Below are 14,004 nucleotides of genomic sequence, written 5' to 3' on the forward strand. Positions count from 1 at the left end.
CCGAAGGCCCGTTATCGCGGCACGCGCCGCAACCTCTTTGACCTCAGGCGACTCGCGGTCGTCCAAAACCTCGAGGTCGCCGCGCGCTATCAGCTCGCGGCGTGACCTAACCTGTTCGGCGCTCTAGACGGGCGCCCATGCCCAAGATCCGCAAAGTGCTCGTCGCCAACCGCGGCGAGATCGCCATCCGGGTAATGCGCACCTGCAAGGACCTCGGCATCGCCACCGTGGCGGTGTACTCCGAAGCAGACCGCTCCGCGCTGCACGTGCGCACCGCCGACCAGGCCTACTTCGTCGGCCCCCCGCCCTCGCGCGAGAGCTACCTCGTGCAGGAGCGCATCCTGGAGGTCGCGAAGGAGTCCGGCGCGGACGCCATCCACCCCGGCTACGGCTTCCTCTCCGAGAACGCGTCCTTCGTGCGCGCCTGCGAGAAGGCCGGCATCATCTTCATCGGCCCGCCGGCCGCCGCCATGGACGCCATGGGCGAGAAGACCCGCGCCCGCGCCAACATGATCAAGGCGGGCGTGCCCGTCGTCCCCGGCACCACCGAGCCCATCGCCACCATCGAGGAAGCGCGCGAGTACGCGCAGCAGATTGGCTTCCCCATCATGCTCAAGGCCGCCGGCGGCGGCGGTGGCAAGGGCATGCGCCGCGTGGAGGGCCTGGCCGACTTCGATTCCGCGTGGCGCTCCGCCAAGAGCGAGGCGCTCAACGCCTTCGGCAACGACGCGGTCTACATCGAGAAGTACCTGGAGAAGCCTCACCACGTCGAGATCCAGGTCTTCGCCGACCAGTACGGCAACACCATCCACCTGAACGAGCGCGAGTGCTCCGCGCAGCGCCGTCACCAGAAGGTGGTGGAGGAGACGCCCAGCCCCATCCTCACGCCGGAGATGCGCGCGAAGATGGGCGAGGTCGCGGTGAAGGCGGCCAAGGCCGTCAACTACGTGGGCGCCGGGACGGTGGAGTTCCTGGTGGACGTGCACCGCAACTTCTACTTCCTGGAGATGAACACCCGCCTCCAGGTGGAGCACCCCGTCACCGAGTGGGTCACCGGCCTGGACCTGGTGGCCATGCAGATTCGCGCCGCGGAAGGGGAGAAGCTCCCCCTCTTCGAGGCCCCCACCCCGCGCGGTCACGCCATCGAAGTGCGCGTGTACGCGGAGGACCCGGCGCGCAACTTCATGCCCAGCCCCGGCAAGATTCACGCGCTGCGCGTGCCGAGCGGCCCGAACGTGCGCGACGACTCGGGCGTGTTCGCGGGCTTCACGGTGCCCAACTACTACGACCCCATGATTTCGAAGCTGTCCGTGTGGGGCGCCACGCGCGAGGAGGCCATCGCGCGGGCGAAGCGTGCGCTGTCCGAGTACGTGGTGAAGGGCATCACCACCAACATCCGCTACCTGCACGGCATCCTGTCCCACCCGGAGTTCGTGGGCGGGGACTACGACACCAGCTTCCTCACCCGCCATCACACGGCGCTGCTGGGCGAGGAGGACACCAAGCTCAGCGAGGTGGCGCTGCTCGCGAGCACGCTGCACGCGTTCCAGCGCGACCAGAAGCGCGCGAAGACGCTGCCGTCGCGCGCCGGTGGCGGTGACGCCCCTGGCCGCATCAGCCCGTGGCGTCTGGCGTTGAAGAGCCGCCGCCGCTGACCTGCTTCCTCCCGCAAGCCTCCGGAAGGACCTTTCCTCATGCGTTACTTCACGAAGCAGCAGGGCCAGAAGGAAGCGGTGCCGGTGGACCTGGAGTCACTGGGCCAGGACCGCTACCGGCTCACGGTGAACGGCCAGACGTTCCAGGTGGACGCGCTGTCCGTGGACCAGGGCACGCTGTCGCTCCTGGTGGACGGCCAGTCCTACAACGTCGAGTTCGAGGAGAACGGCGACGAGATTGGAACGTTGGTGCGCGGACAGGTGAACCGCACCGACGTCGCGGATGAGCGCAAGCTGCGCATGCGCGCCGCGGCCGGTAGCTTCTCCGTGGAGGGCCGTCAGGTCATCCTCGCGCCCATGCCCGGCAAGGTGGTGAAGGTGCTGGTCGCGGTCGGTGAGGAAGTGAAGGAGGGCCAGGGGCTCGTGGTCGTGGAGGCCATGAAGATGGAGAACGAGCTCAAGAGCCCCAAGGCCGGCAAGGTCACGGAGGTGTTCGCCAAGGAAGGCACCGCCGTGGAGAACAACGCCAAGCTCGTCGTCGTGGAGTAGCCGCCCCATGGAGATGCTCTGCACGCTGCGCAGCACCACCGAGTCGCAGCGCCAGTCCCTGCACCAGGCGCCCGAAGCGCTGGAGCCCTTCCTGGAGGACGAGGAGGACTTCGGCGACGCGAAGGGCGCATCGTTCCTGGAGCTGGACATCGGCGAGGCGTGGCACGGCCTCCAGTACCTGCTCACCGGCACGGCCTGGGAGGGCACGCCGCCCCTGGACTTCCTGGTCCGCGGCGGCGAGGACGTGGGCGACATCCCGTCGGATGAAGGCACCGCGCGCGTGTTCGACGTGGCCGCCGTGAAGTCGCTGGCGGAGGCGCTGAAGAAGGCTTCCGTGGAGGACCTGCGCAAGCGCTTCGACCCCGCGACGCTCCAGGCGGAGGACATCTACCCCGGCACCTGGGACGAGGAGGAGCCCGCGGAGGATGTGGATCCGCTGGAGGAGCTGCTCTCCTACTTCGTGGAGCTCCAGAAGTTCACCGCCGCCGTGGCGAAGCGCGGCCTGTGCCTGCTCGTGCACATCGGCTGAGTCAGGCCGCCCAGCCCCGCCACACGTCGTACCCCAGCTTCAGCACCAGCGCGGCCACCACGCCGAGCACCACGACGCGCACCACCCGGTCGCCGCCCTTCACCGCCACGTGCGCGCCCAGCCACGCGCCGGTGAACTGCGCGGCGGCCATGGGCAGCGCCACCTTCCACAGCACCACGCCCCGGAGCGTGAAGAGCGCCACCGACGCCAGGTTGGAGGCGAAGTTCACCACCTTCGCGTCCGCGGACGCGCGCGCCAGGCCGTGGCCCAGCAGTGACGAGAACGCCACGATGAGGAAGGTGCCCGTGCCCGGACCGAAGAAGCCGTCATAGGTGCCAAGACAGAGCGCGATGAGCGCGCCGATGGCCTGCGCGCGCGGCCGGGGTGAGGGCTCCACGCCGTCCTTCTTCGGCGGCGCGCGGCGGAAGGCGAGGAACACCGCCACCGCGATGAGCAGCACCAGCACCAGCGGCTTGAGCACCTCCGGCTTGAGCAGCAGCACCAGCGCCGCGCCGCCGAACGCGCCCATCAGGCCGAAGGGGAACGTCGCCCGGGCCAGCTTCCAATCCACCAGCCCCGCGCGCGCGAAGCGCACCATCGCCGCCCCCGAGCCGAACACGGACTGCCCCTTGTTGGTGCCCAGCGCCACGTGCGCGGGCAGGCCCGCCGCCAGGAGCGCGGGCAGGCTGATGAGCCCGCCGCCCCCCGCGATGGCGTCCACGAAGCCCGCGCTCAGCGCGGCGACACACAACAGCACCAGCTGCACTGCGCTGACGTCCATGTCCACGATGGCGCCCCGCTTATCACCCTTACTTGCGCGGGGTCGAAGCTTGGGGGTCAATGGGGTCCATGCTCGCGACCCTGATGACCGTGCTGGCGCTGACGCTCGCCGCGCCGCCCTCGACGCCTGACGCGACCACCGCCACGTGCCGCTCCATCGACGGGCACGTGTCCTGTGGCTACGCGTGCAAGTCGGATGGACAGCGCGTGCGGTGCGCCCAGACGCTCCAGGGCAAATGTACCGTCATCGACGGACAGGCCACCTGTTTCGACCCGCCGGCCTACGTGGTGAAGGCGTACGGCGCCGCGCTGCCGGACTCGGAGTGCAAGACCATCGACGGGGTGGTGGGCTGCGGGTACGGGTGCGCCACGGACTTCGGCAAGGTGCAGTGCGCGAAGACGCCCGCGGGCGCGTGCCGCAGCCAGGGTGGCAACGTGATGTGCTTCGACCCGCCCGCCGCGGTGTTCGCGGTGTTCGGCCGGCAGGTGCCGCGCGCGCAGTGCGTCAGCAACGGCGTGCAGATGGCGTGCGGCTACAACTGCGTGAACGCCTCCGAAGGGGTGCGCTGCGCGAAGTCGCCCCTGGGCGTGTGCAAGGCGCAGAACGGCCACCTCACCTGCTTCGACCCGTCGCCCGCGGCGCTCTGCGCGTGGGGCAAGGGCCTGCCGGCGCCCCAGTGCAAGCTGAGCGAGGTGGGCCCGGTGTGCGGCTTCAACTGCACCACGGCGTACGGAAAGGTGGCGTGCGCGGGGACCCCGGCGGGCATCTGCAAGGTCTTCGACAGCGAGGTGTACTGCTTCGACCCGCCCGCCGAGCAGCAGGCCGACGCGGCGTGTCTGGCCAACGTGGGGCTGGCGGCGATGGAGGGCGCCACGCCCTGAAACGCCCGTCCGGCCGCTCGTGTGACGTCGTCTGCTTGGACGCGGGCACGGGCGGCGATAAAATTCCAACTTCTCGGCGATCCAGGGACTGGGAGCAGGACGGCACATGGCGGAGGGCGAGGTCCGGCAGTACTGGGTGCGGAACGATCGGGGCACCACCTGGGGGCCCCTGACGGGCGCGACCATCGAGCTGCTCATCGACAGCGGCTCCATCCAGGGCAAGATCCAGGTCTCCATCGATGGCCTGCAGTTCGCCTTCCCGTGGCGCTTCCCGGAGGTGCGGGACTCGTTCCCCCGGGAGCTGTGGGGCGACGGCGCACCCGCGTCGCTGCTGCAATCCACGCCCGCGGCCATCGCTCCGCCCCCACCCGGCCCTGCCGCGCCCGTCGCGGGTCCGGCCGCCGTGCCCATGGCGGGCCCTGGAATGGCCCCTGTCGCGGGTCCTGGCACCCGGCCGCCCATGGCGGGCCCTGGCGCGATGCGGCCCGGGCCTGGAGCCGTGCGTCCGCCCGTCGACGCGGCGGGACGCCCTGTCGCGGCCGCGCGGCCTCCGGGTCCTCCGGTCGCGGCGGCCCGTCCGGCGGGAGCACCTGGCGCGGGAGCGGCTCCGGCGGCGGCTCCGCAGGCACCGCAGAGTCCGGCGGATGACGGGACCAACACGGTGCCGCCGCAGGGGCAGCTCCAGCAGTGCTCACCCCTGCAGCTGTATGGGCGCATCGCCGCGGGCGAGCAGACGGGCCTGCTGACGTTGGGGCTTTCGGACCGCACGCTGTCCGTCCACTTCCGCAAGGGCAGCCCGGAGTACGTGGACTCGTCGCACGCGGAGGACGCGCTGGGCGTGTCGCTGATGGGCGCGAGGCTCCTGACGGCGGAGCAGCTCCAGCAGGCGGAGGGTTCCAAGGAGCGCTTCGGAGGCGACCTGCTCGCGGCGCTGTTCGGGTTGGGGCTGCTCCAGCCGGCGACGGCGTTCACGCAGCTGTCGCAGCGGGCGCTGGGCATCCTGGGCAAGGCGCTGCGTGCGGAGTCCGGCACGTTCACCTTCGAGGCGCGGGACCTGCCCGCGCAGAAGGCGATGCCGCTGGGCAACCGCTGGGCGCTGATCAGCGACCAGGTGCGGCGCATGCCGACGGCGGACCTCAAGCGGCGGCTGGCCTTCGTGCTGCCCATGCCCATCATGAAGTCCGGGGGCCGGGTGGCCTCCAGCGAGCTGCGCCTGACGCCGCACGAGGTCCGCGCGCTCTCCTTCATCGACGGGGTGCGCTCGCTGGGGCAGCTGCTCCAGGACGTGCCGCAGGACACGGATCACCTGCTGCGCGTGGCGTTCCTGCTGAAGGAGCTGAACGGCGTCTCCTTCGCGTCGGCCTCGCGCGCGCAGACGGCGGCCTCCGGCCCCACGGCGGGCCCGGGCAACCCGACCCGTCCGTCCGGCACCGTCCCCACCGTGGGTGCGGGGAATCCGACCCGTCCATCCGGCACCGTGCCCACCGTGGGACCTGGAGCCACCGGCCCGGGTGCCGCGCCCGGAGCACCTGCCGCCGCGAACACCGGAGCCAGACCCGGTGCGCCCGTCGCGGGCCCTGGAGTCGCCGGAGCCGGTGCGGCCGTCGCGAGCCCGGGTGCCGCGCCCGGAGCACCTGCCGCCGCGAGCGCTGGAGCCAGACCCGGAGCGCCCGTCGCGGGTCCGGGTGCCGCGCCCGGTGCGCCTGTCGCCGGTCCAGGTGCCGCGCCCCGCCCCGCCGGTGCCGCCCCCGTGGCGGGTCCCGGTGCCGCGCGTCCAGCCGCCGCGCCCACGGCGGGCCCGGGTGCGGCGCCCCGTCCTCCTCCGGGTGCCCCCGCCGGAGCCGCCCCTGCCGCGGGCCCGGGTGCGCGTCCCCCGGGTGCCCCTGCTGGAGCCGCTCCCATGGCGGGTCCCGGTGCCGCCCGGCCCGCTCCGCCCGTCGTCGCCGCTCCGGCGGCCCCGGCCGCCTCGGGTCCCGCGCCCGGTTCGGACGAACTGCCCGCGCTGCGCCAGCTCGCCGCGACCCTGAAGGGCCAGAACCACTTCCAGCGGCTGGGCCTCACCGAACAGACCGAAGGCAGCGCGGTGAAGATCGCCTACTTCCGCCTGGCCAAGCTCTACCACCCGGACACCCTGCCCCAGGGCGCCCCCCCGGAGCTGGAGAAGCTCAAGGCGGAGGTGTTCGCGTACATCGGTGACGCCTACCGCGCCCTCTCCGACGACAAGAGCCGCGCGGCCTACATCGAGGAGCTCAAGAGCGGCGGCGGCGACGGCGTGGACATCCAGGCCATCCTCCAGGCGGAAGAGCTCTTCCAGAAGGCCTGCATCCTGGTGAAGGCGCGCAAGTACCCGGAGGCCGTGAAGATGCTCAACGAGGCCATCTCCCTCAACGCGGAAGAGCCCGAGTTCTTCGCCTGGCGGGGCTATGCGCGCTTCCTCGTCGCCCCGGACAAGAAGGCCGCCCAGCCGGAGGCCTTCCGCGAAATCCAGGCCGCCCTTAAACGCAACGAGCGGTGCGCCCCCGCCCACTACTTCCTGGGCGTCATCGCCAAGCTGTGCGGCGACGCGGCCGGGGCCCTCAAGCACTTCAAGCGGACGGTCGAGCTGCAACCGGACCACATCGATGCGATGCGAGAGGTCCGCATGGCGTCGCAAAAGAAGTAGGGTGCGCGCCTTTTCAAGGAGACACCCCCCATGCCCCTCACCGGGAAAGAACGCCGCCACCTGCGGGCCCTCGGCCACCACCTGGAGCCGGTGGTCATCGTCGGCTCGTCCGGCGTCACCGAGGGCGTCATCGCCGCCATCGAGCAGGCGCTGAACGACCACGAGCTCATCAAGGTGAAGATCAACGAAGGCCCGGAAGGCCGCCACGAAGGCGCCGACAGCATCGCCGAGGCCACCGGCTCGGAGCTCGCACAGCTCCTGGGCCGCACCGCCCTCTTCTTCAAGCGCCGCAAGCAGAAGTCCCACTTCGAGGACATCCTCAAGGGCCCACATGAGCCCCGTCCGGCCCCCAAGGCGGACGAAGAGAAGAAGCCGCGCCGCCGTTAGCCGCACCGTTTTCCAGAGGTCGCGGGGAATCCAGACTCATCCCCGCACTTTCTGCGGGTTCGAGGGCAGTCGGACCCTCGTACCGGGTTCGAAATGTCCCTACGCTGGGGGTCTTCCCCCCGCGGAGGTGACGTGCAGACTTCCTCGTCCTCCCCTTCAGCCTCCCCCGGCTGGCACGACGTGCTGATGCATCACCTGGAGCCGCTCCTGGGTGACTTCACCGCGAAGATGGCCATCCACACCGCTGCGTTGCGGGCCCTCAAGCGTCCACCGGAGCAGGTGGGCGTTCAGGACGTGCCGCAGGTGCTGGAGGGCCTCAAGCCCATGCTCAACGTCTTCATCGGCGCGGTGCGCACGACGAACACCCTCACGGAGATTTCGAAGGCCATGGAGAAGCTGCGATGAACGCCCCCCGTTCTTCCTCGGGTCGCGCCTTCAAGCGGATGGCGCCGTGGCTGGGCGCCGTCGTGGTGCTCCAGCTGGTGCACCTGGCCGCGGTGGCCACGTCGTTCCAGGACGCGCCCCGGCTGGCGCTCGTGGGTGACGTGGCGGGCTGGACGGTGGGACTGCTCGCGGTGGCGGGAACGGCGGCGGCGGCGCTGTCGTTCGGCGCGGGGGACTACCTGCGCCGCGTGTGGGGCCTGCTGACGGCGGGAGCGGTGCTGTCGCTGGTCAGCACGGCCCTGCGCAGCTACTGGATGCACGCGGTGCCGGACGTGCCCTTCACGGAGTCACCGCTGCTGCCCGTGCGCATGGGCGTGGTGGTGCTGGCGAACGTGTGCACGACGTTCGCGCTGGTGCTGCTGTCTCGGACCTACAAGCAGTCCGGTCTGCAGCCGCCGCCCAGCTCCCGCGCGTCGCTGCTGTGGGCGGTGGCGGCGGTGGCGGCGCTGGCGGTGGGTGGGCCGGCGCTCGTCACTGCGGTGGGCCACCTGGGCCAGGGCTTCGCGGCCACGTGCACGGCGGTCATCGCGCTGGCGTCCACGCTGGCGGACATGACGACCATCCTGCTCGTCGCGCCCATCCTCCGCGTCGCGTACATGCTGCGCGGTGGGCGGCTCGCGTGGGTGTGGTGGGCCATGGGCGTGTCCGGCGCGGTGTGGCTCTTCTACGACGCGCGCGAGTGGCTGGCGCCGCTGTTGCCCGGCAATCCCGCGGAGGCGGTGGAGCTGCTGCGCACGCTGCGCACCTCGGGGCTCGCGATGCTGGGGCTCGCAGGGTGGTTGCAGCGCTCGGCGCTCATGTCGGCCCAGCGCCAGTCCAGCCCGGGCGTCGTCGTCCCCACCGCCTGACACGGCCCGTCGCGTCGAGCTGACGCACGAGGCCACCACCGGCCCGCTCCGTCTTCCGGGGCGGGCCGTCGTGTTTCCAGGGGCACGGGGCTGGAGGAGACTGGGACTTCCCGTTCTCCTCACTGGAGGCTCCCCGCCCATGCGCTCTTTCCCGACGTCCCTGCTGTTGGCCACCTGTCTTCTGGCGGGATGCCGGACGGCGAGAGAAGCACCGGCGGCACAGGCGAAGGCGGACTGCGGCCCGGTGATTCCCGGCATGGAGGCGGTGCTCAAGCCCGCGGCCTTCGTCGTGTTGGGAGAGATTCACGGTACGCAGGAGGCTCCGGCCTTCGCGGCGCGGCTGGCGTGTCACGCGGCGGCGGCGGGACAGCCGGTGCGGCTGGCGTTGGAGCTGCCGGTGGAGGAGCAGGCGCGCCTGGACGCGTTCGTCTCGGGCGAGTCCGAGGGGCCTCCCGACAGCGCCTTCTGGCGCCGCGAGGTGCAGGACGGCCGCAGCAGCGAAGCCATGCGGAGCCTGCTGGAGCGCGCGAGGGAGTTGAGGCACGCGGGGCTGCCGCTGCGGGTGGTGGCGTTCGACGCGGGTGGCAAGGACCGCGATGACACGATGGCGGCGCAGCTCCGTCAGGCGCGGAGCGAGGCGCGTGGAGACACCTTCATCGTGCTCGTGGGCAACCTGCACGCGCGCCGCGACGTGGGCGCGCCCTGGAACGAGAAGCTCCAGTTCATGACGCACCGGTTGCTCGAAGCGGAGCCCGGTCTGGTGTCGCTCGACCTGGCGAACACCGGGGGCTCCGCGTGGATCTGCCGGGGCATGACGGCGGACACCTGTGGCCAGCAGTCCCTGCGAAGCCGGGGCGAAGCGCAGGCCCCGGGCATCACGCTCCAGAAGAACGCGGAGGACCCGGACGGCTACGACGGCACCTACGCCGTGGGAGCACTGAACGCCTCACCGCCCGCGTTCGGCGCCACGAGCACCGCGACGCCCGAGCCTCGCTGAGGCTCCGAACCAGGTGTCGTCCCGCCCACGCCCGGGCCATCGAGGAGTGGCCGACCTCCCACCGGGCGCGCTACATGCGCGGCTCCATTCTTTTTGGGTACGAGGAACCTGGAATGCTCGCACGCACCTGGCGCGGGGTGACGAAGGCGGAGGACGCCGACGCCTACCTCGCCTATCTCCACCAGACGGGCCTCACGCACTACCGGCGCACGCCGGGCAACCTGGCCGCGTACTGCCTGCGCAAGGTGGCGGACGGACGCGCGGAGTTCCTCCTCGTCACGTTGTGGGAGTCCATGGACGCGGTGAAGCGCTTCGCGGGGGACTCGCCGGAGCGCGCCATCTTCTTCCCGGAGGACGACCGCTACCTCATCGACCGGGACGTGCACGTCACCCACTACGAGGTCCCCTTCGCGGAAGGCCAGGCCTTCGAGCCCCAGCGGATCCGCTTCGACGACTTCCGGGTGGCGGGGCCCGCGGGCGACCTGCGGTTGGTGGACACCGGCGGTGACGGGAAGGCATTGCCTGTCGTCTTCGTGCACGGACTCGCGGGCAACGCGTCCCACTGGCAGGCGCAGTTGGAGCACCTGGCCCGTCAGGGCCGCCGGGGCATCGCGCTGGAGCTGCGCGGCCACGGGGGCTCTACCGTGCCGGAGCCGGAGGACTACACGCTGGAGTCGCTCGCCGGGGACATCGCCGCCGTCGTGCGCGCGCTGGGGCTGCGCCGCTTCGTGCTGGTGGGGCACAGCATCAGCGGGGGCGTGACGCTGGCGTACGCGGGGGAGAACCCGCGGCAGGTGGCAGGCCTGTTCCTGGTGGATCCGATGACGGACTCGCGCCAGTACCCCGAGGAGCAGGTGGCCGCATACATCGCCTCGCTGGACGCGCCGGACGTGGCGCAGGCGGTGCGGCAGGACTGGGCGCAGATGGCGGGGCCGCGCGCGGACGTGCGCGAGCGGCTGCTGGCGGACCTGGACGCGACGCCGTTGTCCGCCGTGACGGCCGTGCAGCGCTCCAGCCTGCGCTTCGACCTGACGGCGGCGCTCGCGCGCTACCCGGGGCCAAAGTTCTCGCTCGTCGCGCCGGACAACGACGCGCCGCACAGCCTCCACCGGCTGGGGGAAGGCGTGGCGCACCAGGTGGTGGAGGGCGCCGGCCACTGGATCCAACTGGACCATCCGGACGAGGTGAACGCCGCGCTGGACGCGTTCCTCACGAAGTCAGCACCAGCTTGACGAGCTCCGGGGGGCTGCCCAGCCGCATGGGGGGCCCCCAGAAGCCGCAGCCCCGGCTGACGTAGATGTGTGAATCGCCGTGCCGGTAGTGGCCAGAGGAGTGTTCCCAGCTCAACCCGATGAGCGCTGTCATGGGGAAGAGCTGGCCGCCATGGGTGTGGCCGGAGATCTGGAGGTCCACGCCGCGCTCCGCGGCCACCTTGAAGTTGGCGGGCTGGTGCGCGAGCAGCACCGCGGCGCGCTCGGGGTCGCGGTCCGCGAGCGCCAGGTCCAGGTCATAGCCCTTCTGTCCCAGGCGCCGGCCGCCGTGCCAGTCGTCCACGCCGACCAGGTCGAACGCGCCGCCCGCGTCGCCAATGCGCACGTGCCGGTTGCGCAGCGAAGGAATGCCCATGGAGCCCAGGTGGGCCACCCAGTCCTCCGCGCCGGACGAATAGTCATGGTTGCCGGTGACGAAGAAGCTCCCGTAGCGAGCATGGAGGTTGCCGAGCGCCGCGACGAAGCCGCCCAGCCGGGCCACGGTGCCATCCACCAGGTCACCGGTGATGGCGACCAGGTCTGGCTTGAGCGCATTGGCCCGCCGCACGAGCTCATCCATGAAGCGCCGCTGGATGAAGGGGCCCACGTGCAGGTCGGTGAGCTGCACGATGCTGAAGCCGTCCAGCGAGCGGGGCAGCTTCGGAATGCGAACCACCACCTCCGTGACCTCCGGAGCAGTGAACGCGCGCCAGCTCCCATACCCCGCCAGTCCCCCACCCAGAGCGAGAGCCCCACCCGCGGTCGCCTGCGACAGGAAGCGCCGCCGTTCGGCATCCACGGAGGGAGCGGCGGGAGCAGGACGAAGCCGGCGCCCCAGAGCGAGCACGGCCCGTCCCAGGTCGACGCCCGCGAGAGCAAGCACCAGACACAGCGCCACGCCCATCCACGAATAGGACACCAGCTCCACGACGTCGCCAGGAGCCTCCGGAAGCGTGCGTTGCAGATACCGCCGCGCAATCAGCACGAGCGTCATGATGCCCAGCACGAGCGCGGCAACGAGCCGGGGCCCACGGCGGGACGTGAGGTTCCACACAAGCCGCCGGAACAGGTACAGGTGCCCGAGCGCGGCACCCAGCGCGATGAGGAGTGAGAACGGAGACAGCGGCATGGGCACAAGCCTCCCGCGCCTCGTGCCCGGGCGCACCTGAATCCGTGCTCGGCCGGCCGCCCGCCGTGAGTCGCTGCCCGGAAGCGGACGACTCCGTCAGCTGTGCTCGTCCCACAGGAAAAAGAGCTCCAGCGCCAGAACCTCGAAGGGCTCGACGTGGACGGTTGCACTTCCGGAATGGAAGCCCACCTGCCTGTAGCCTTCCGCCTCCAACCGGAGCACCTCCAACGTGCGGGGCACCGGATCCAGGAACCAGACATGGCGCACGCCTTCGCGTGCATACACTGGCAGTTTTGCCTGGCGGTCCAGCTTCCGGGTGGACGGCGACAGCACTTCGCAGACCCAATCCGGCGCGAGGCGGGAGGCAGCCCCCCGAGGCGTTTCTGGCAGCCGCTCGCGCCGCCAGCCCGCGATGTCCGGAATCAGGACATCCGTTCCAAAGTGGAGCTCGGGCTCATCCAGGATGAGCCATCCACCGGGCCCGCCGCGCCCCCGGTCGAAGGGACCCGTGAGTTCCGCGCCCAGGTGCGACGCCACGATGAGATGGGGAGCCGCAGGCCGGGGGCTCGCATACAACTCCCCCGCGACAATCTCCCCCACGACCCCCTCCGGGAGCGCCTCCAGGTCCGCATAGGTCGCGGGTTTCTTTCCCATGGATTCCCTCCAGTCCTCGCCGCCCATCACTCTATCCATGACGGGGAGAGGTAGCACGCCCGTCCGACATGACAGGGCACACGTCCGGCGCCCTACCCTACACATCTCCCACGGATTCCCCGTCCAATTCCCTGCCGCGCCTCCACGCGGTGGTTAAGAGGCCCGCGCTTCCTTCCATCTTCACGAAAGGCCCCCTCATGGCCACGCCGCTCCAGGGACGTGAAATCCGCCTGAAGTCCCGCCCGCACGGTGAGCCCACGCCGGACAACTTCGAGTTCGCCACGGTCACCGTCCCGGAACCCGCCGAGGGCCAGGTCCTCGTGCGCAACCACTTCATGTCCGTGGATCCGTACATGCGCGGCCGCATGAACGACGCGAAGTCCTACGTCCCGCCCTTCAAGCTGGGCGAAGTCATGGACGGCGGCAGCGTGGGCCAGGTGATCCGCTCGCGCTCGCCTGACTTCAAGGAAGGCGACTTCGTCGTCGCCGGCACCGGCGGCTGGCGCGAATACGCCGTCGCTCCCGCGAAGCACTACCAGAAGGCCGACCCGTCCGTGGGCCCGCTCTCCGCGTACCTCGGGGTGCTCGGCATGCCGGGCATGACCGCGTACGTGGGCCTGCTCGACATCGGCAAGCCGAAGGCCGGCGACACCGTCTTCGTGTCCGCCGCCGCAGGCGCCGTGGGCGGCGTCGTGGGCCAGATTGCCCGCATCAAAGGCTGCCGCGTGGTGGGCAGCGTCGGCTCGGACGCGAAGGTGAAGCACCTCCGCGATGACCTGAAGTTCGACGCCGCCATCAACTACAAGTCCGCGCCCATCGCCGAGTCCCTGGCCAAGGCCTGCCCGGACGGCATCGACGTCTACTTCGACAACGTGGGCGGCGACCACCTGGAGGCCGCCATCGGCCTGATGAAGAACCACGGCCGCATCGTCCTGTGCGGCGCCATCTCTGTTTACAACGCCACCGCCCCCACGCCCGGTCCGCGCAACCTGGGACTCGCCGTGGGCAAGCGCCTCACCCTCCAGGGCTACATCGTCATGGACCACGCGGACCGCCGGGCGGACTTCCTGCGCGACGTGGGTCAGTGGCTGCGCGAGGGCAAGGTCCAGGACGTCTCCACCATCGTGGACGGCCTGGACAAGGCCCCCGACGCCTTCATCGGCCTGCTGCGCGGCGACAACACCGGCAAGATGCTGGTGCGCCTGGCGAAGGACGCCTGACGCTCGCTGGCCAACGTC

The 14,004-nt window shown here is 71.0% G+C and carries 14 protein-coding genes; 11 read left to right on the plus strand and 3 right to left on the minus strand.

All coding sequences use genetic code 11. From position 1 onward, the window contains the following. Positions 1–137: 137 nt before the first annotated feature. Genes D7Y11_RS15880 through D7Y11_RS15890 form a run of 3 tightly spaced genes read left to right on the plus strand, consistent with a single transcriptional unit; the run spans position 138 to position 2,733 of the window. The gene (locus D7Y11_RS15880) at positions 138–1,655 is read left to right on the plus strand and encodes an acetyl/propionyl/methylcrotonyl-CoA carboxylase subunit alpha (RefSeq protein WP_126934121.1); all 1,518 of its coding nucleotides are present in this window, start codon (positions 138–140) and stop codon (positions 1,653–1,655) included. 39 nt (positions 1,656–1,694) lie between these two features. Beyond that, positions 1,695–2,204: a biotin/lipoyl-containing protein gene (locus tag D7Y11_RS15885; protein WP_120580372.1), complete on the plus strand. Its 510-nt coding sequence runs from the start codon at positions 1,695–1,697 to the stop codon at positions 2,202–2,204. A gap of 7 nt (positions 2,205–2,211) precedes the next feature. Beyond that, positions 2,212–2,733, plus strand: coding sequence for a YfbM family protein (locus D7Y11_RS15890; RefSeq protein WP_121753129.1), 522 nt, complete (start codon positions 2,212–2,214; stop codon positions 2,731–2,733). A 1-nt stretch (position 2,734) separates the two neighbouring features. Here the strand turns inward: D7Y11_RS15890 and D7Y11_RS15895 are convergent, their stop codons facing one another. Continuing rightward, positions 2,735–3,514, minus strand: a complete 780-nt coding sequence (locus D7Y11_RS15895; RefSeq protein ID WP_172811028.1) for a TSUP family transporter — start codon at positions 3,512–3,514, stop codon at positions 2,735–2,737. A gap of 68 nt (positions 3,515–3,582) precedes the next feature. Here D7Y11_RS15895 and D7Y11_RS15900 point away from each other — a divergent pair, with 68 nt between their 5' ends. The 7 genes from D7Y11_RS15900 to D7Y11_RS15930 all read left to right on the plus strand — a co-directional run bounded on the left by D7Y11_RS15900 (position 3,583) and on the right by D7Y11_RS15930 (position 10,965). Beyond that, positions 3,583–4,395 carry a hypothetical protein gene (locus D7Y11_RS15900; protein ID WP_126934123.1) on the plus strand — a complete coding sequence of 271 codons (813 nt, stop codon included), beginning with the start codon at positions 3,583–3,585 and terminating at the stop codon, positions 4,393–4,395. A gap of 106 nt (positions 4,396–4,501) precedes the next feature. Beyond that, entirely contained in the window at positions 4,502–7,057 is a 2,556-nt protein-coding gene (locus tag D7Y11_RS15905) for a DnaJ domain-containing protein (RefSeq protein WP_121753128.1), read from the plus strand. Positions 7,058–7,087: 30 nt separating this feature from the next. After that, on the plus strand, positions 7,088–7,444 hold the full coding sequence (yhbY, locus tag D7Y11_RS15910) for a ribosome assembly RNA-binding protein YhbY (RefSeq protein WP_120580376.1): 357 nt from the start codon (positions 7,088–7,090) through the stop codon (positions 7,442–7,444). Between the two features lie 132 nt (positions 7,445–7,576). Beyond that, positions 7,577–7,849 carry a hypothetical protein gene (locus D7Y11_RS15915; RefSeq protein ID WP_233597397.1) on the plus strand — a complete coding sequence of 91 codons (273 nt, stop codon included), beginning with the start codon at positions 7,577–7,579 and terminating at the stop codon, positions 7,847–7,849. Next, a complete protein-coding gene (locus D7Y11_RS15920; RefSeq protein ID WP_120580378.1) occupies positions 7,846–8,736 on the plus strand; it encodes a hypothetical protein in 891 nt (296 codons plus the stop codon). The genes D7Y11_RS15915 and D7Y11_RS15920 overlap by 4 nt, the downstream gene beginning before the upstream one ends. 139 nt (positions 8,737–8,875) lie before the next feature. Then, positions 8,876–9,733, plus strand: a complete 858-nt coding sequence (locus tag D7Y11_RS15925; protein WP_126934124.1) for a hypothetical protein — start codon at positions 8,876–8,878, stop codon at positions 9,731–9,733. Positions 9,734–9,846: 113 nt separating this feature from the next. Continuing rightward, positions 9,847–10,965 (plus strand): alpha/beta fold hydrolase, encoded by a 1,119-nt coding sequence (locus D7Y11_RS15930; RefSeq protein ID WP_233607300.1) that lies wholly within the window; start codon positions 9,847–9,849, stop codon positions 10,963–10,965. Here D7Y11_RS15930 and D7Y11_RS15935 read toward each other — a convergent pair. Both D7Y11_RS15935 and D7Y11_RS15940 read right to left on the minus strand, forming a co-directional pair. Continuing rightward, positions 10,943–12,112, minus strand: coding sequence for a metallophosphoesterase (locus tag D7Y11_RS15935; RefSeq protein ID WP_199753739.1), 1,170 nt, complete (start codon positions 12,110–12,112; stop codon positions 10,943–10,945). The genes D7Y11_RS15930 and D7Y11_RS15935 overlap by 23 nt on opposite strands. Positions 12,113–12,208: 96 nt before the next feature. Beyond that, the gene (locus tag D7Y11_RS15940) at positions 12,209–12,766 is read right to left on the minus strand and encodes a Uma2 family endonuclease (RefSeq protein WP_120577857.1); all 558 of its coding nucleotides are present in this window, start codon (positions 12,764–12,766) and stop codon (positions 12,209–12,211) included. 197 nt (positions 12,767–12,963) lie between these two features. Here D7Y11_RS15940 and D7Y11_RS15945 point away from each other — a divergent pair, with 197 nt between their 5' ends. Beyond that, entirely contained in the window at positions 12,964–13,986 is a 1,023-nt protein-coding gene (locus tag D7Y11_RS15945) for an NADP-dependent oxidoreductase (protein WP_120577834.1), read from the plus strand. Positions 13,987–14,004: the final 18 nt, after the last annotated feature.

This window comes from Corallococcus sp. AB018 (assembly GCF_003986945.1).
Taxonomy (GTDB): Bacteria; Myxococcota; Myxococcia; order Myxococcales; family Myxococcaceae; genus Corallococcus; species Corallococcus exiguus.